The 17,461-nt window shown below is 66.5% G+C and carries 17 protein-coding genes; 9 read left to right on the forward strand and 8 right to left on the reverse strand.

The genetic code is table 11. The features are described 5' to 3' along the window. Positions 1 to 33 precede the first annotated feature (33 nt). The 4 genes from AC13GI_RS00215 to AC13GI_RS00230 all read right to left on the reverse strand — a co-directional run bounded on the left by AC13GI_RS00215 (position 34) and on the right by AC13GI_RS00230 (position 3,948). Complete coding sequence (locus AC13GI_RS00215; protein WP_482995179.1) at positions 34 to 1,251, reverse strand: RNA polymerase sigma factor; 1,218 nt, start codon at positions 1,249 to 1,251, stop codon at positions 34 to 36. A 187-nt stretch (positions 1,252 to 1,438) separates the two neighbouring features. After that, complete coding sequence (locus tag AC13GI_RS00220) at positions 1,439 to 1,954, reverse strand: pathogenicity-like protein (protein WP_099819379.1); 516 nt, start codon at positions 1,952 to 1,954, stop codon at positions 1,439 to 1,441. A gap of 4 nt (positions 1,955 to 1,958) precedes the next feature. Beyond that, entirely contained in the window at positions 1,959 to 2,879 is a 921-nt protein-coding gene (gene tesB / locus AC13GI_RS00225) for an acyl-CoA thioesterase II (RefSeq protein WP_406779147.1), read from the reverse strand. Positions 2,880 to 3,171: 292 nt separating this feature from the next. Beyond that, entirely contained in the window at positions 3,172 to 3,948 is a 777-nt protein-coding gene (locus AC13GI_RS00230; protein WP_099821022.1) for an enoyl-CoA hydratase/isomerase family protein, read from the reverse strand. Between the two features lie 35 nt (positions 3,949 to 3,983). Here AC13GI_RS00230 and AC13GI_RS00235 point away from each other — a divergent pair, with 35 nt between their 5' ends. Then, positions 3,984 to 4,430, forward strand: a complete 447-nt coding sequence (locus AC13GI_RS00235) for a copper chaperone PCu(A)C (RefSeq protein ID WP_482995180.1) — start codon at positions 3,984 to 3,986, stop codon at positions 4,428 to 4,430. 52 nt (positions 4,431 to 4,482) lie between these two features. Here AC13GI_RS00235 and AC13GI_RS00240 read toward each other — a convergent pair whose 3' ends face one another. The 3 genes from AC13GI_RS00240 to uvrA all read right to left on the reverse strand — a co-directional run bounded on the left by AC13GI_RS00240 (position 4,483) and on the right by uvrA (position 8,694). Next, a complete protein-coding gene (locus AC13GI_RS00240) occupies positions 4,483 to 5,208 on the reverse strand; it encodes an enolase (RefSeq protein WP_099821024.1) in 726 nt (241 codons plus the stop codon). An 82-nt stretch (positions 5,209 to 5,290) separates the two neighbouring features. Next, entirely contained in the window at positions 5,291 to 5,698 is a 408-nt protein-coding gene (locus AC13GI_RS00245) for an acyl-CoA thioesterase (RefSeq protein ID WP_380655020.1), read from the reverse strand. Further along, entirely contained in the window at positions 5,698 to 8,694 is a 2,997-nt protein-coding gene (gene uvrA, locus AC13GI_RS00250) for an excinuclease ABC subunit UvrA (RefSeq protein WP_482995181.1), read from the reverse strand. The genes AC13GI_RS00245 and uvrA overlap by 1 nt, the downstream gene beginning before the upstream one ends. Before the next feature lie 342 nt (positions 8,695 to 9,036). On the opposite strand from uvrA, the gene rplU reads away from it, so the two are divergent. The 4 genes from rplU to obgE are packed head-to-tail and all read left to right on the forward strand — an operon-like array spanning position 9,037 to position 10,878. Beyond that, positions 9,037 to 9,354, forward strand: a complete 318-nt coding sequence (rplU, locus tag AC13GI_RS00255; RefSeq protein ID WP_004148331.1) for a 50S ribosomal protein L21 — start codon at positions 9,037 to 9,039, stop codon at positions 9,352 to 9,354. An 11-nt stretch (positions 9,355 to 9,365) separates the two neighbouring features. Continuing rightward, the gene (gene rpmA, locus AC13GI_RS00260) at positions 9,366 to 9,629 is read left to right on the forward strand and encodes a 50S ribosomal protein L27 (RefSeq protein ID WP_089239574.1); all 264 of its coding nucleotides are present in this window, start codon (positions 9,366 to 9,368) and stop codon (positions 9,627 to 9,629) included. Between the two features lie 59 nt (positions 9,630 to 9,688). After that, a complete protein-coding gene (locus AC13GI_RS00265; RefSeq protein ID WP_157804331.1) occupies positions 9,689 to 9,826 on the forward strand; it encodes a hypothetical protein in 138 nt (45 codons plus the stop codon). Continuing rightward, a complete protein-coding gene (gene obgE / locus AC13GI_RS00270) occupies positions 9,823 to 10,878 on the forward strand; it encodes a GTPase ObgE (RefSeq protein WP_025873852.1) in 1,056 nt (351 codons plus the stop codon). The genes AC13GI_RS00265 and obgE overlap by 4 nt, the downstream gene beginning before the upstream one ends. Before the next feature lie 215 nt (positions 10,879 to 11,093). Here the strand turns inward: obgE and rpsT are convergent, their stop codons facing one another. Beyond that, complete coding sequence (gene rpsT / locus AC13GI_RS00275) at positions 11,094 to 11,363, reverse strand: 30S ribosomal protein S20 (RefSeq protein ID WP_025873851.1); 270 nt, start codon at positions 11,361 to 11,363, stop codon at positions 11,094 to 11,096. Positions 11,364 to 11,479: 116 nt separating this feature from the next. Here rpsT and murJ point away from each other — a divergent pair, with 116 nt between their 5' ends. From murJ to lspA, 4 genes are all read left to right on the forward strand, one after another. Beyond that, a complete protein-coding gene (gene murJ / locus AC13GI_RS00280; protein ID WP_482995379.1) occupies positions 11,480 to 13,084 on the forward strand; it encodes a murein biosynthesis integral membrane protein MurJ in 1,605 nt (534 codons plus the stop codon). Between the two features lie 75 nt (positions 13,085 to 13,159). Beyond that, positions 13,160 to 14,107, forward strand: a complete 948-nt coding sequence (locus AC13GI_RS00285; RefSeq protein WP_025873849.1) for a bifunctional riboflavin kinase/FAD synthetase — start codon at positions 13,160 to 13,162, stop codon at positions 14,105 to 14,107. Beyond that, entirely contained in the window at positions 14,104 to 16,935 is a 2,832-nt protein-coding gene (ileS, locus tag AC13GI_RS00290) for an isoleucine--tRNA ligase (protein WP_482995182.1), read from the forward strand. The genes AC13GI_RS00285 and ileS overlap by 4 nt, the downstream gene beginning before the upstream one ends. Further along, positions 16,935 to 17,459 carry a signal peptidase II gene (gene lspA / locus AC13GI_RS00295; RefSeq protein ID WP_099821030.1) on the forward strand — a complete coding sequence of 175 codons (525 nt, stop codon included), beginning with the start codon at positions 16,935 to 16,937 and terminating at the stop codon, positions 17,457 to 17,459. The genes ileS and lspA overlap by 1 nt, the downstream gene beginning before the upstream one ends. The last annotated feature ends 2 nt before the right edge of the window (positions 17,460 to 17,461 follow it).

Consider the following 17,461-nt stretch of genomic DNA (forward strand, 5'->3'; position numbering starts at 1 on the left):
ACGACAACGCCGGCGTAATGCCGGCGTTGTCCGTTACAGGCGGCCGCTGTGCGTCATCGTGTAGGCCAGGGCACCGATGACCATCAGGTTCACCGCCATCATGCCGGTCAGGCCGTACATGGATTCGTACTTCCAGTTGATCCCGTGACGCCCACGCCGAGCTGCATCACGCGCGAGCAGCGGCGCCATGATGCGCCGCAGTGTCACCAGGCACTGGTAGTTGACCACGACCAGGCCCAGTGCCAGCACCAGCAGCTGCGCCCACATCGGCGCCTGCAGCAGCACGGTAAACAGGATGGCCAGGCACCAGCCCAGGCTCGTGCCCGTGCTGACATTGACGAAGCGGCGAACCTGCACCTGCTCGGCGCCGGTCTCGGCGTACGACAGCAGGAAACGGCCGCCGAGATAGCTGCCGAGCGCACCACCGACGACGCCGCCGATGATCGCGGCCCAGCTTGACGCAGGCAGCATCTGCAGCTGGCCCAGCGTAGCGGTCAACGTGCCCATCGCGGTACCGCCGGCGGCGCTGGCGCCACCGAGTCCGAGCTTGCTGCCGCCGATGCCGACGCCGGTTCCCAGCAGGATCGCCGCGCTGGCGGTGCCGGGCGCGGCGATCATCAGCATCGACACCACCGCCGTTGCGAACGCTGCACTGGGTGCACTGCTGCGTGCGAATTCGCCGAAGCGCTGCAGCAGGCCCTCGCGCACCTGCGCACGGGCGCGTGACAGGCGCTTGCGTACCGCCGCGTCGCTCAGCCCGAGCAGGTCAGCGACCTGCTGCGAATGCTGGCCCTCGCGGTAATACAGCAGCAGTACTTCGCGGCTATCGGCGGGCAGGGCGGAGATGATGTCTTCGGCAGCGATTTCCTCTTCCAGCCGTTGCAGGCGATCGGCCGCGCCGGGGGCCGGATCCGCTGCCATGGTCAATGCCACTTCGGCAGCCTCGCCGCTCAGCGGTCGGCCACGTTGCGCGCGCAGCCAGTCACGGGCGAGGTTGCGGGTGATCTGCCGCAGCCAGGGCAGGAAGCTGCTCGCGCTGCGCAGCTGGTGCAGCTGCTGCCAGCCCTTCACGAACGCTTCCTGGGCGATGTCCTCGCTGGCCTGGCGGTCGCCGGTGATGGCCAGGGCAATGGCGGTGACCGTGTTCTGGCAGGCCAGCACGATGCGCCCATAGGCATGCTGGCAGCCGCCGCTGGCGGCCGGCAGTTCGCGGTGCAGTGTGTCGTCGATGCTTGCGGCGAAGGTCGTCATGGCGGCGGGCTCCTGCAGGGATTGTGTCCCATGACGGAGGCGCGTGCGGAATGTGACCTGCCCTTTTCCGGTAGCGCCGGGCCGCGCCCGGCGCCTGTCCTGTCAGGCATTGTGGCCGCTGATGCAGGCCGCTGCGCTCGCCGGGCATGGCCCGGCGCTACCTGCGGTTGCCGGCCAGCGGCCGGCACTACTTCGCCGGCTGGATGCGGACCCGCACTTCCTCTTCTTCCGGCGGTGCCGGCGCGGCCGGTTGGGCTTGCTGCGGTTGCGGCTGGGCCTGCGGGGCGGGCACCGGGGCCGCGGGGGCAGGGGCGCCGCGATGGCGCAGGCCGATCACCAGCGCCACGCCGGCGATCACCACCAGCAGGGCGATGCGGATGCGCCAGGCCCAGCTGCGACCACCGGTGCTTTCCTGCACGTCATCGCGGAAGGCGAATTCGGCGGTCGGATGGTCACGGCGGGTGGTGTCGAGCAGGCGGGCGTCGCGCAGGATTTCGCGCGCACGCGGCTGGTCGTCGGCACGCACGACCCAGACCGCCGGGTAGGCACCGGCATTGCCCAGGTCGGTATAGCTGAACTGGCCGCGGCGGCGCGTCTTGTACGAACGCCCGTTGGTGACCTTCACCTGGATGTCGTGACTGCGCAGGAGCTCGGCCACGCCTTCCACGGTTTCCACGCGCTGGCTGCTGAAAATCTGACGCATCGGATCAATCCTTGGCCGGCACGGCGGCCGCTGCTGCCTGGTCCGGAACCACGCGGATCAAGCCTTCCTGGGCGGTGCTGGCAACCAGCACGCCATCACGGGTGAAGAACTGGCCACGGGCCAGGCCGCGCGAGTCCTGCGCGCTGGGGCTGTCCAGCGAGTACAGCAGCCAGTCGTCGGCGCGGAACGGGCGGTGGAACCAGATCGCGTGGTCCAGCGAGGCCATCTGCACGTGCGGATGGTAGTAGCTGATGCCGTGCGGGAAGGTCGCCGTGCCCAGCAGGTGGAAGTCCGACGCGTAGGCCAGCAGCGCCTGGTGCAGCTCGGGAGCATCGCCAACACGCTCGCTCAGGCGCAGCCAGACCTGGTGGTAGGGCGGGCGCTTTGGCGGGTTCAGTTCATCGCGCGGATAGACATGGCGGAACTCGAACGGACCACCGCGCGACAACCAGCGCTGCACCTTGATCGGCAGGCGTTCAAGCACTTCCGCCGGCAGCGGGCGGTTCGGTTCGATGTCTTCCGGCTGCGGCACTTCAGGCATCTTGTGCTGGTGCTCGGCACCGGATTCGGCCTGCTGGAACGAGGCCGCGCAGAAGAAGATCACCTTGCCGTGCTGGATCGCGGTCACCCGGCGTACCGAGAAGCTGCCGCCGTCGCGGGTACGGTCGACGTCGTAGACGATCGGATGGTCGATGTTGCCGGCGCGCAGGAAATAGGCGTGCAGCGAGTGCACATGGCGACCGTTGTCGACCGTGGCCTGGGCGGCCGCCAGGGCCTGGCCCAGAACCTGCCCGCCGAACACGTACTTGGTGCCGATGTCGCGGCTCTGGCCGCGGAACAGGTTGTCCTCCAGCCGCTCCAAGGTGAGCAGGTCGATCAGCTCGGAGACGACGGGTTCGGGCGTGTCGTTCAAGGGGGCGGCCACAGCGATGAAAGAGGGCTCGATTATACCGGTGCGCACGGCCCCCTCCTTCCCGTTTTCCACATGGCCCCACCCTCCAGCCAAGCGCCTCTCGGCTCGACAAGACGCTTGCGGTCAACTGTCGAAGGCCGGGCGGGGCCGGTTGCGGGGGCGTGAGCGCCATGGATGGCGCGACCGAGCTTACATGGACGTACTTGCAGCGCCCCCCGCAATCGGCCCCGCCTGGCCTCTCTACGGAAAGCGGCATTTGACGTGGACGTTGCCTCTGCGGGTGCCGGGCGGCAGCCCGGCCGCCTTACTTCCCCAGCCGGGCGACCAGCGCCTGCAGCGCGTTCTGCGCATCCGGGGCGAACCAGGCCTCGACGAAGCGGTCGAGCTGGATCAGGTCCGGGTGCAGGGCGTCGTGCAGTTCGGCGCGGGCGATGGCCCGGGTCAGCAGCATCGGCTGCCGCGGCTGCTTCAGCAGGTCCTGCAGCCAGGCTACCGCACGGGCCACCACCAGCTCGCCATCAACCAGTTCATCGACCAGGCCGATCTGTAGTGCCTGTTCGGCGGGGACCAGTGCGCCGGTGGCCAGCAGGACGCTGGAGCGGTGTGCGCCCACCGCACGGCGCAGCAGGCGCTGGATGCCCTCCGGTGCAATCAGGCCGACCTGCACCTCGTTCAGGCCGATGGCGTACGGGCGCGCCGGATCGGCACTGCGCGCCATCACCCGGTAGTCGCAGCACAGGGCCAGCACGCAGCCGCCAGCCGGTGCATGGCCGGTGATCGCCGCAACCACCGGGATGCGGCTCTCGGCAAGCGTGCGTACCGCGCCGAAGAACGCGTTCCAGGTGTCCAGCAGCTTGTGCTTGTCATCGCCATGCGAGAGCAGGTGCGGCACGTCCATGCCGCCGGTGAAGATGCGCTCGCTGCCGGACAGCACGATGCCGTGCGCGTCCTCGGCCATCGCCAGTTCGATGGCATGGATCAACTGCCGGCACAGCTCGGTGTCCAGGGCATTGACCGGCGGCCGCGCCAGCCGCAGTTCGCGGATGGGGCCATGGTTGATCACCTCGATGAGCGTCGTCATGCTGCGGGTCTCGTTGCGAAGAGGGAACTGAGACGATGATAACCAAACCATTCGTTGGCGTACTGTTGGCTCTGTGTGCGGCCGCAGCATCGGCCTCCGCCGCCGAGACGAAGTGCGTCACCGTCGAGCAGGGCTGGGTACGGTTGTTGCCCAACCCGAAGATGGCAATGACTGCCGGTTATGCGGTGATCCGCAACGGCTGCGCCAACGCGGTGGCGATCACCGGTGCACGCAGTGCGACCTTCGGCGATGTGTCGCTGCACGAGACCACGATCGTCGATGGGGTCAGCCGCATGCGTGAGGTCCGGCGCCTGCCATTGGCGCCCGGCGCACGCGCCGTACTGAAGCCCGGTGGCCTGCACCTGATGCTGATGGACGGCTACCGCACCCTGGAGGAGGGGCAGCCTGTGTGGCTGCAGCTGCAGCTGGAAGATGGCACCGAAGTCAGCACGGCGTTGATAGCGCGCAAGGCCGCGCCTTAACGCGGCGCTCGTTCCGCCGGGCCATGCCCGGCGAGCGCGCAGCGCGGTGGGCTTACGACCAGTCGTACGAGAACAGCACCGTGCGGCTTTCCGGCTCGTACAGCATCACGATCGCATCGGCACCAGTGGCGCACCAGTTGTAGCCGGCCACTTCGGCCACGGCGAAGAATTTCCTGCCATCGCGGGTGATGATCGCGCACTCGGCATCGTCCGGCGCATGGCGGTCGTCGGCCGCCTCGGTGAACGCCAGCGCGAAGGCGGCGGGAATCTCCGCGGTTTCAATCCAGTTGCCGGTCGAGATCTGCCCGCCCAGCACATCAAGGTAGGCCTGCTCGCCGGGCTCGCCATCGCCATAGCGCGAATAGCTGGCCAGGCGTCCATGCTGCTGGAAGTACGCGTGTGCCTTGCTGTAGCTCTCACGCATCTCCGTGATGTGCTCCAGCGCGTCGTTGTCCTGCACCTGGTCGCCGATGAAATAGCCCTCCTCACCGAGGAAACGCATGCGGTTGTCGGCGGTCAATTCAAAGGCGATCCAGTTGGTGCCGGTGAACGCGTTGTGGTGTTCTTCGGTGGCTTCGCCGATGCAGCCTTCATAGGGCTCGATCGGACACAGCAGGGTGGCGGCCTGGCCGGCCAGTTCCGGGCGCAGCACGCCGAGGTCGATCTTCAGCAGCGGCAGCAGGTGCTGACCAAGCCAGGCCTGGTCATCGGGGAATACGTCGGCGGGGAAGGGGACCATGCCGGGCAGCAGGTCGCGCAGTTCAGTCTGGTGGATCATGTCAGTCCTTTGATGTGGAACGGTAGCGCCGAGCCATGCCCGGCGGGCCGGTGCCGACCAAGGTCGGCATCTACCAGATGTGTCAGCTCGACGCGTTGCGGATCGCCTCAGGCAGTGGCGCGCTCTTGCCGGTCTGCGTGTCCATCCACACCACCACCACGTTGCCGTCCGAATACAGCTTCGACTCATCCTGCTGGTCGACGATGCGATGACCGATGGTCACGCTGCTGTTGCCCAGGCGCTCGACGAACAGCTCGACCAGGATGTCGTTGGGCCACACGATCGGCAACCGGTAGTTGACGTTGGTGGCAGCCACCACCGGTGCGATGCGGTCGGTCATCGACACGCCTTCCACGCCCAGCATCCAGCGCACGCGCGCCTCTTCCAGGTAGGAGATGTACTTGGCGTTGTTGACGTGGCCCATGCTGTCCATGTCACGCCAGCGCACGCTGATCGGAATGCGGGCCAGGATCTTGTGTTCGCTGCTCATCAGGCGTCCTTCTTCTTCTTGGTGCCGGCCGTGGCGGTCTTGCTGGCCTTGCCGGTGCTCTTGGCGGCGGCGGCCTTCTTGGCCGGCTTCTCGGGCTTCACCTTGCGCGGCGGGCGCGCATCGGGCTTGTTGGCCACGGCGGCGGGCTGGTCCGGTCGCGCAGCAGTGGACGGCAGCATCCGGGCGAGGAACTGGCCGGTGTACGAATCCGGGCATGCGGCCACGTCTTCCGGCGTGCCGGTCACCAGGATGGTGCCACCGCGATGACCGCCTTCCGGACCCAGATCGACGATCCAGTCGGCAGTCTTGATCACGTCCAGGTTGTGCTCGATCACCACCACCGTGTTGCCCTCGTCGCGCAGCTTGTGCAGCACGCCGAGCAGTGCCTCGATGTCGTGGAAGTGCAGGCCGGTGGTCGGCTCGTCGAGGATGTACAGGGTGCGGCCGGTATCGCGGCGCGACAGCTCCTTGGACAGCTTCACGCGCTGCGCTTCACCACCGGACAGCGTGGTCGCGCTCTGGCCCAGCTTGATGTAGCTCAGGCCGACATCGACCAGGGTTTCCAGCTTGCGGGCGATGGACGGTACCGGCTCGAACAGCTTCAACGCATCTTCGACGGTCATTTCCAGCACGTCGTTGATGTTGAAGCCCTTGTACAGGATCTCCAGCGTTTCGCGGTTGTAGCGCTTGCCATGGCAGACGTCGCAGGGCACGTACACGTCCGGCAGGAAGTGCATCTCGACCTTGATCAGGCCATCGCCCTGGCAGGCCTCGCAGCGGCCACCACGCACGTTGAAACTGAAGCGGCCCGGCGAATACCCGCGCGCACGCGATTCGGGCACCTGTGCGAACAGTTCGCGCAGGGGAGTGAACAGGCCGGTATAGGTGGCCGGGTTCGAACGCGGGGTGCGGCCGATCGGCGACTGGTCGATGTCCACCACCTTGTCGAACAGGTCCAGGCCATCGATCTCCTTGTACGGCGCGATCGGGTGCGAGGCGCCGTTGATCTCGTTGGCAGCCAGCGAGAACAGGGTGTCGTTGATCAGGGTCGACTTGCCCGAACCGGACACGCCGGTCACGCAGGTCAGCAGCCCCGCCGGAATGGCCAGGTCCACGCCCTTCAGGTTGTTGCCGGTGGCACCACGCAGATGCAGGGTCATCTTCGGGTTCGGCTTGTGCCGGCGCGCCGGGATCTTGATCGCGCGCTTGCCCGACAGGTACTGGCCGGTCAGCGAACGCGGTGCATCAAGGAGGTCCTGCAGGCTGCCCTGGCCGACGATCTCGCCGCCATGCACGCCCGCGCCCGGCCCGATGTCCAGCACGTAGTCGGCCAGGCGGATCGCATCTTCGTCATGCTCAACCACGATCACCGTGTTGCCGAGGTCGCGCAGGCGGGTGAGGGTGCCCAGCAGGCGCTCGTTGTCGCGCTGGTGCAGGCCGATGGACGGCTCATCGAGCACGTACATCACGCCCACCAGGCCGGCACCGATCTGGCTGGCCAGGCGGATGCGCTGCGCCTCGCCACCGGACAGGGTGTCGGCCTTGCGCTCCAGGGTCAGGTAATCCAGGCCCACATCGACCAGGAAGCCGAGACGCTCACCGATCTCCTTGACGATCTTCGCAGCGATCTCGCCGCGCCAGCCCGGCAGGCTCAGTTCGCTGAAGAACTTCAGCGCTTCATCGATCGGCAGCACCACCAGTTCCGGCAGCGGGCGATCGGCCACGAACACTTTGCGCGCGGCCTTGTTCAGGCGTGCGCCGTTGCACTCGGGACAGGCATGCTCGCTGATGTACTTGCCAAGCTCTTCCTGCACCGCCGCCGACTCGGTTTCCTTGTAGCGGCGTTCGAGGTTGGGAATGATGCCTTCGAAGCGATGCTTGCGCTGGGTGCGGCCACCGGCCTCGGTGAAGTAGGTGAAGGTGATCGCTTCCTCGCCGCTGCCATACAGCACGGCCTGCTGCACCTTGGCCGGCAGCGAGTTCCACGCCGCGTCGGTGTCGAACTTGTAGTGCTTGGCCAGCGAGGCGATCAGCTGGAAGTAATAGGCATTGCGGCGATCCCAGCCGCGCACGGCACCGGCAGCCAGCGACAGCTCGGGATGCACCACCACGCGCGAGGGATCGAAGAACTCGGCCATGCCCAGCCCATCGCAACCGGGGCAGGCGCCCATCGGTGCGTTGAACGAGAACAGGCGCGGCTCCAGTTCGGGCAGCGAGTAGTCGCAGACCGGGCAGGAATACTTGGACGAGAACAGGGTAGGGGTCGCACCGGCGTCGTCCAGCGACTGCACCGACGCCATGCCATCACCCAGCTTCAAGGCCGTTTCGAAGCTCTCGGCCAGGCGCTGCTTGATGTCTTCGCGCGGGCGGAAGCGATCGATCACCGCCTCGATGGTGTGCTTCTGGCGCAGCGCCAGCGGCGGCACCGCATCGATTTCGTACAGCTCGCCATCGACGCGCACACGCACGAAACCCTGCGCGCGCAGCTGGTCGAATACCTGTGCGTGCTCGCCCTTGCGGTCGCGGATCACCGGCGCCAGCAGCATGTAGCGCTGTTCCGGGTCCAGCGTCAGCATGTGGTCGACCATCTGGCTGACCGTCTGCGCTTCCAGCGGATAGCCGTGGTCGGGGCAGCGCGGCGTGCCGACACGTGCGTACAGCAGGCGCAGGTAGTCGTAGATCTCGGTGATCGTGCCGACCGTCGAGCGCGGGTTGTGCGAGGTCGACTTCTGCTCGATCGAGATCGCCGGGGACAGGCCTTCGATATGGTCCAGGTCCGGCTTTTCCATCACGCTCAGGAACTGCCGCGCATACGCCGACAGGGACTCGACGTAACGCCGCTGGCCCTCGGCATAGATGGTGTCGAACGCCAGCGACGACTTGCCCGAGCCGGACAGGCCGGTGATCACGATCAGTTTGTCGCGGGGCAGGTCGAGGTCGATGTTCTTGAGGTTGTGCGTCCGCGCGCCGCGGATGCGGATGAAATCCATCGCCATGGGGAATCCGGTTGTGGGGGCGTGGCTGGGCCGCCGGGCCAGCGATAGGGCGGCAATCGGTCAGCCTACCGAGGTGACCAGATGGGGGCAATGGGCGACAATGCCAGCCCGGTGTCTCACCTCGTGAGACGGCCAGTAGAGCCGAGCCACGCTCGGCTGGCCGGACCCCGAACCGTTCAGCCGAGCATGGCTCGGCTCTACTGAGGGCGGGGGACAGGTCCCCGCAGGCCCCGCCCAGGGGTTGACTTGACCCGTCCGCGGTGGTCCACGTACAATTCCGCTCCTGTCCGCCCTCGACGGCGGCAGTCCATAGACCACAATAACTACAGAGGAAGTCTGGTCATGTACGCAGTACTGGTCACCGGCGGTAAGCAATACCGCGTGGCGCAGGGCGAAAAGCTCCGCATTGAAAAGCTCGAAGTCGAAGTCGGCAGCGAGATCAAGTTCGACAACATCCTGCTGCTCGGCGACAGCGATGGCATCAAGATCGGCGACGCCCTGAGCGGCGCTGCGGTCACTGCCACCGTCCTGTCCCAGGGGCGTGCCGACAAGGTCCGGATCATCAAGTTCCGTCGCCGTAAGCACCACATGAAGCGCCAGGGTCACCGTCAGTACTACACCGAAATCGAGATCACCGGCATTGCCGGTGGCAGCAAGTAAGGAGATAGGTCATGGCACATAAAAAAGGCGTAGGCTCTTCGCGCAACGGTCGCGACTCCAACCCGAAGTACCTCGGCGTCAAGATCTTCGGTGGCCAGGCCATCGAAGCCGGCAACATCATCGTGCGTCAGCGCGGCACCCAGTTCCACCCGGGTTCCGGCGTCGGCCTCGGTCGTGACCACACCCTGTTCGCCCTGACGGACGGCAAGGTGGAGTTCACCGTGAAGGGCCCGAAGAAGCGTCGCACCGTCAGCGTCGTCTCGGTCGAAGCCTGATAAGGCTGCGTCCGGCGCCCATGCCTCGGCATGGCCGTGCTGGATGAAGAGCTCGCTGCATGAAGAGCCCCGCTTCGGCGGGGCTTTTCGTTGGAATCAATGGTAAAACGGGCATCGCCCGGTTGTCGGCCAGCGGCCGGCACTACATCAAGGTGGCGGCGTGCATGCCGCGCCCATCGCAGGCATCGAAACAATGAAACTGGTAGACGAAGCAGAAATCGAAGTGTTCGCCGGCAACGGCGGCAACGGCTGCATTGGCTTCCGTCGCGAGAAGTTCATTCCGCTCGGCGGCCCGGACGGCGGCGACGGCGGTGCGGGCGGCAGCGTGTGGATCCGCGCCGACGAAAACCTCAACACCCTGGTCGACTTCCGCCATGACCGCATCTTCAAGGCGCAGCGCGGCGAGAACGGCATGGGCCGCCAGGCCTATGGCAAGGGTGGCGAAGACATGGTCATCACCGTGCCGGTCGGCACCGTGATCATCAACGTGGCCACCGATGAAATCATCGGCGACCTGACCCAGCATGGCGACCGCCTGCTGGTGGCCAAGGGTGGCCGCGGCGGCCTCGGCAACATGCATTTCAAGAGCTCCACCAACCGCTCGCCGCGCCAGGCGCTGCCGGGCGAGCCGGGTGAAGAGCGCACGCTGAAGCTGGAGTTGAAGCTGCTGGCCGACGTCGGTCTGCTGGGCTTCCCCAATGCCGGCAAGAGCACCCTGATCCGCGCCGTCTCGGCGGCGACGCCGAAGGTGGCCGATTACCCGTTCACCACGCTGTACCCGAACCTGGGTGTGGTGAAGGTGGAAAACTACCGCAGCTTCGTGATCGCCGACATTCCGGGCCTGATCGAAGGTGCGGCCGACGGTGCCGGCCTGGGCGCGCAGTTCCTGCGCCATCTGCAGCGCACCCGCCTGCTGCTGCACCTCGTCGACATCTCGCCGATGGAGGGTGGTGTGGAAGGGGTTTCCCCGGTCGAGCAGGTGCGTGCCATCGAGCGCGAACTGGAAAAGCACGATCCGGAGCTGCTGGCCAAGCCGCGCTGGCTGGTGCTGAACAAGGCTGACCTGATGTTCGAGGACGAGGCCAAGGCCGCCGCCGAGAAGATCGTGGCCGAGCTGGGCTGGAAGGAGCCGTGGTTCCTGGTGTCCGCACTGGGTCGTGAGGGCACGTTCCCGATCATGAGCCGGATCATGGCGTTCTTCGATCGCCAGAAGGAAGACGAGCTCGAGGCGGCCCGCAACGCGCAGTAATGCCTGTTGTGGTTCCCGCGAAAAAACCCGGCTTCGGCCGGGTTTTTTGTGGGTGCCGCTCTTCTGTAAAGCCGAGCCCATGCTCGGCTGCTGTTCGCGCGGCCAGCCGAGCATGGGCTTGGCTCTACAGAAGCGGAAACTGCAGGCAACAAAAAACCCGGCCGAAGCCGGGCTTTTGCGTGCTGCCGGAGCCGGGGCTCCAGCAACCAACCGGATCAGGCGGCCTGGAGGGCCTTGATGCGGTCGTTCAGGCGGCTCTTGTGGCGAGCAGCCTTGTTCTTGTGGATCAGGCCACGCGCGCTGAAACGATCCAGGATCGGCTGGGCAACGGCGAAGGCGGCTTGAGCGCCGGCGGCATCGTTGGCGTCCAGCGCCTTGATCACTTTCTTGACAGCGGTGCGCAGCATCGAGCGCTGAGCCACGTTGCGCGCGTTGCGCACGACGGTCTGCTTGGCGCGCTTCTTGGCGGACTTGATATTGGCCACGGTGGTGGTTTCCTGAAAAATCGGTGTTATGGGAACAGCAAGCTAGCTAGTATGATGGCGTAAGAAATGTACGTCAAGTCGATTGTCAAGAGGGACGTTGAGTGAGTTCACCCAAGATGTTGCGGGGCCTGCTGTCGTTCAGCAGCATGACCATGGTCTCGCGGGTTCTCGGCCTGGTCCGGGACCAGGTGGTGACCTCGACCTTCGGCACCAACGCCATCACCGATGCTTTCTGGGTCGCCTTCAGGATACCCAATTTCCTGCGCCGGCTGTTCGCCGAGGGCTCCTTTGCCACCGCATTCGTGCCGGTGTTCACCGAGGTGAAGGAGACCCGCAGCCACGCCGAGCTGCGTGAATTGATGGCCCGCACCGCCGGCACCCTGGGCGGCGTGCTGATGCTGGTCACCGCACTGGCGCTGATCTTCGCGCCGCAACTGGCGTCGGTCTTCGCCAGTGGCGTCGACACCGACCCTGCCAAGCAGGGCCTGCTGATCGACCTGTTCCGCCTGACCTTCCCGTTCCTGCTGTTCGTCTCGCTGACCGCCCTGGCCGGCGGCGCGCTGAACAGTTTCCAGCGCTTCGCGATGCCGGCGCTGACCCCGGTCATCCTCAACCTGTGCATGATCGCCGGCGCGCTGTGGCTGGCGCCGCGGCTGGGGGGCACACCGGAAAAGCAGATCCTCGCCCTCGGCTGGGCCGTGCTGGCCGCCGGCCTGTTGCAGCTGCTGTTCCAGTTGCCTTCGTTGAAGGGTATCGACCTGCTGACCCTGCCGCGCTGGGGCTGGAACCATCCGGGCGTGCGCAAGGTGATGACGCTGATGGTGCCGACCCTGTTTGGCTCGTCAGTGGCGCAGATCAACCTGCTGCTGGATACCGTCATCGCCGCCAAGCTGACCGATGGTTCGCAGTCCTGGCTGTCGCTGGCCGATCGCTTCCTGGAGCTGCCGCTGGGTGTGTTCGGCGTGGCGCTGGGCACGGTGATCCTGCCGGCACTGGCCCGCCACCACGTGAGCACCGATCGCGAGGGTTTCTCGCGCTCGCTGGACTGGGGGCTGCGCATGACCCTGCTGATTTCGGTGCCGGCCATGCTGGGCCTGCTGCTGCTGGCCGAACCGCTGATCGCGACCATCTTCCAGCACGGCCAGTTCAGCGCCTTCGATACCCGCATGACCGCACTGTCGGTGTACGGCCTGAGTTTCGGCCTGCCGGCGTTCGCCCTGCTGAAGGTGGTGCTGCCGGCCTTCTACGCCCGTCAGGACACCAAGACCCCGGTGCGTGCCGGTGTGGCCGCGCTGGTGGCCAACATGGTGTTCAACTTCGCCCTGCTGGCGGTGCTGTACCAGGTGATGGTGCCGGACGAGCTGAAGGCGCAGGGCGTGATGGCCGCCATCGGCAAGCAACCCGGCCTGCACCTGGCGCTGGGCATTGCCAGCGCGCTGTCCAGTTACCTGAACCTGGGCCTGCTCTGGTACTGGCTGGGCAAGACCGATGTCTACCAGCGCCGGCCGGGCTGGGGCGGTTACCTGCTGCGGCTGCTGGTGGCGTGCACGGCGATGGTCGGCGTGCTGCTGGCCCTGCTGTACTGGCTGCCGGGCTTCTCGTCGATGGGCGTGTGGGAACGGATCGGTGCCCTCGGCCTGCTGGTCGGCGGTGGCGGGCTGACCTATCTGCTGGCAATGGTGGCGATGGGCTTCCGTCCGCGCGACCTGCGCGGGCATTGATCGTGGCTCCCGGCGGCTATACTTCAGGGTTACACCATTGAAACGGCGGGCTTGGGCCGGCCGGAACGAGAGTTGATGAGCAGGCTGTTCAGAAGCGTCGAGGGCGGGGAGCTGTTCCCCAACGGAAGCGTGGTCTGCATCGGTGCATTCGACGGCCTCCACCTGGGCCATCGTGCGCTGGTGCGGCACGCGGTCGCGCGTGCGCGCGCCTTGGGTGTGGCTGCGGTGGCGGTGGCCTTCGAGCCCCTGCCGCGTGAGTTCTTTGCCCAGGGCACGCCGCCGCCGCGGCTGACCCTGGCCCGCAGCAAGGTCGAGATCCTGCACGAACTGGGCGTCGATGCGATCGGCCTGCTGCGCTTCGACGCGGCGATGGCGGCGATGCCGGCCGAAACCTTCGTGCGCCAGCTGCTGGCCCAGCGCCTGAACGCCCGCGAGGTCTGGATCGGGCCGGAGTTCTGTTTCGGCAACCGCCGCCGTGGCGATCTGGCCCTGCTGCAGGCGCTGGGTGCCGAGCTCGGTTTCAGCGCCGGCGAAATCGAAGCGGTCGACCTGCACGGTGATCGCATCTCCAGCACCCGGATCCGCCAGCTGCTGCAGGAAGGCGACTTCGCCCGCGTCGGCGACCTGCTGGGGCGTCCCTACTCGATCAGCGGGCGGGTGGTGCGCGGGCGTCAGCTCGGCCGTACGCTGGGCTTCCCCACCGCCAACCTGCGGTTCCCGAAGACCCCGGCGTTGTCGGGCATCTACGCGACCTGGGTGCACGGGGTGTTCGACCAGCCGTGGCCGTCGGTGTCCAGTTTCGGTACCCGGCCGACCGTGGACGGCGTGGAGCCGCTGCTGGAAGCGCACCTGTTCGATTTCCAGGGCGACCTGTACGGGCGTCACATCGAAGTGGAATTCGTCGCCAAGCTGCGCGATGAAGAGAAATTCAATGATCTGGCGGCGCTGACCGACCAGATGCACCGCGACGCCGAACAGGCGCGTGCCATCCTTTCCGAACATAGATTGCGAGCCACTGCGTGAGCCAGGACTACAAGACCACCCTCAACCTGCCGGCCACCGAATTCCCGATGCGCGGCGACCTGCCCAAGCGCGAGCCGGGCATTCTGGCGCGCTGGGAAGAGCAGGGGCTCTACCAGCAGCTGCGCGACAACGCCGCCGGCCGCCCGCTGTTCGTGCTGCATGACGGTCCGCCGTACGCCAATGCGCGCATCCACCTGGGCCACGCGGTCAACAAGATCCTCAAGGACGTCATCGTCAAGTCGCGCTACCTGGCTGGCTTCGATGCGCCCTACGTGCCGGGCTGGGACTGCCATGGCCTGCCGATCGAAATCGCGGTGGAAAAGAAGTGGGGCAAGGTCGGGGTGAAGCTCGATGCGGTCGAGTTCCGGCAGAAGTGCCGCGAGTTCGCCGAAGAACAGATCGACATCCAGCGTGCCGACTTCAAGCGCCTGGGCGTCACCGGCGACTGGGACAACCCGTACAAGACCCTGAGCTTCGATTTCGAGGCCAATGAGATCCGTGCGCTGTCCAAGATCGTGGCCAACGGCCATCTGTTGCGTGGCGCCAAGCCGGTCTACTGGTGCTTCGACTGCGGCTCGGCACTGGCCGAGGCCGAGATCGAGTACCACGAGAAGACCTCGCCGGCGATCGACGTGGCCTACACCGCGCGTGATGCGCAGGCGGTGGCGCAGGCGTTCGGCGTCAGCCTGCCGGCCGATGTCGAAGTGGCGGTGCCGATCTGGACCACCACCCCGTGGACGCTGCCGGCTTCGCTGGCGGTGTCGCTGGGCGCGGACATCCGCTACGTGCTGGCCGAAGGCCCGGCGCACAACGGCAAGCGCCGTTGGCTGGTGCTGGCTGCTGCGCTGGCCGAGCGCTCGCTGCAGCGCTACGGCGTGGACGCGGTGGTGCTGCACGGTGAAGCCGAAGGTTCGGCGCTGGAAAACCAGCTGCTGGCGCACCCGTTCTACCCGGAGCGCGAGATTCTCGTGCTCAACGGCGAACACGTGTCCGACGAGGACGGTACCGGTGCGGTGCACACCGCGCCCGGCCACGGCCAGGAAGACTACGTTGTCAGCCAGAAATACGGCCTGCTGGACAAGTACAACGCCGGTCAGATCACGCCGATCGACGGCCGTGGCGTGTACCTGGAATCGACCCCGCCGGCCGGCGACGTGGTGCTGGCGGGCCAGCACCTGTGGAAGGCGCAGGAGGCGATCGTGCAGGTGCTGCGCGACAGCGGCGCACTGCTGGCCTTCGTCGAGATCCGCCACAGCTACCCGCACTGCTGGCGGCACAAGACGCCGGTGGTGTTCCGCGCCACCCCGCAGTGGTTCATCTCGATGGACAAGGCCAACCTGCGCAACGATGCGCTGGCCGCCATCGACACCGTCGGCTGGTTCCCGAGCTGGGGCAAGGCGCGCATCCAGAGCATGGTCGACGGCCGCCCGGACTGGACGATCTCGCGCCAGCGCACCTGGGGCGTGCCGATCGCACTGTTCACCCACCGCCAGACCGGCGAGATCCACCCGCGTTCGGTGGAGCTGATGCAGCAGGTGGCCGACCGCGTTGAAGCCGAAGGCATCGACGTGTGGTACTCGCTGGATGCGGCTGAACTGCTGGGCGCTGAAGCGGCCGACTACGAGAAGGTCACCGACATCCTCGATGTCTGGTTCGATTCCGGTGTGACCCATGAAGCGGTGTTGGCCGCGCGTGGCTTCGGCAAGCCGGCCGACCTGTACCTGGAAGGCTCCGACCAGCATCGCGGCTGGTTCCAGTCCTCGCTGCTGACCGGCGTGGCCATCGACAAGCGCGCGCCGTACAAGCAGTGCCTCACCCACGGTTTCACCGTGGACGAGCACGGCCGCAAGATGTCCAAGTCGCTGGGCAACGGCATCGAGCCGCAGGAAATCATGAACAAGCTGGGCGCAGACATCCTGCGCCTGTGGATTGCGTCGGCCGACTACAGCAACGAGATGTCGCTGTCGCAGGAAATCCTCAAGCGCACCGCCGACGCCTACCGCCGCCTGCGCAACACCGCCCGCTTCCTGCTGGGCAACCTGGATGGTTTCGATCCGGCCCAGCACCTGCGCCCGCTCAACGAGATGGTCGCGCTGGACCGCTGGATCGTGCACCGCGCCTGGGAGCTGCAGGAGAAGATCAAGGCGGCGTATGACAACTACGACATGGCCGAGATCGTGCAGCTGCTGCTGAACTTCTGCAGCGTGGACCTGGGCTCGCTGTACCTGGACGTGACCAAGGACCGCCTGTACACGATGCCGACCGATTCGGATGGTCGTCGTTCGGCGCAGAGCGCGATGTACCACATCGCCGAAGCGTTCACCCGCTGGGTGGCGCCGATCCTGACCTTCACCGCCGACGAGCTGTGGGGTTACCTACCGGGCGACCGTGCCGGCCACGTGCTGTTCACCACCTGGTACGAGGGCCTGGCACCGCTGCCGGATGATGCCCAGCTCAACGCCGCTGACTTCGACCAGCTGCTGGCCGTGCGCGAACAGGTGGCCAAGGTGCTGGAGCCGATGCGCGCCAATGGTGCGATCGGTGCCGCGCTGGAAGCGGAAATCACCATCGCCGCCAGCGAAGAGCAGGCCGCGCGCTGGCAGCCGCTGGCCGATGAACTGCGTTTCCTGTTCATCAGCGGTGACGTGCAGGTGCGCCCGGCGACCACCGACGAGGTGTTCGTCAGCGCCCAGCCGACGCAGAAGTCCAAGTGCGTGCGCTGCTGGCACCACCGTGCCGACGTTGGCAGCAATGCCGACCACCCGGAACTGTGTGGCCGCTGCGTGACCAACATCGCCGGTGCCGGCGAAGTGCGGAGCTGGTTCTGATGGCCGCCCCGCGCCCGCATCCGAACGCACTGGTCTGGCTGCTGCTGTCGGCAGTCATCATCGGCCTGGACCAGTGGTCGAAGGCCTGGGTGCTGTCGAGCCTGCCGGAGTTCCAGCCGGTGGTGGTCATCGACGGCTTCTGGAACTGGTACCGCACCTACAACACCGGTGCAGCGTTCAGCTTCCTGAGCGATGCCGGTGGCTGGCAGAAGCACTTCTTCACCGTGCTGGCGATCGCCATCAGCGGCCTGATGGCCTGGTGGCTGCGTGCGACTGCCCGTGGCAACTGGAAGGCTGCCGTGCCGTACGCGCTGATCATCGGCGGTGCGATCGGCAACGTGATCGACCGCCAGGTGCATGGTCACGTGGTGGATTTCATCCAGTGGTACGTCGGCGAGCATGTCTGGCCGTCGTTCAACATTGCCGATTCGGCCATCGTGGTGGGTGCCATCGGCATCGCCCTGTTTGGCCTGTTCGACGGCAAGTCCGCCAAAAAGGCGGATAATGCCAACCCGAAACCGTAAGC

Source organism: Stenotrophomonas sp. 82F1, assembly GCF_056861525.1.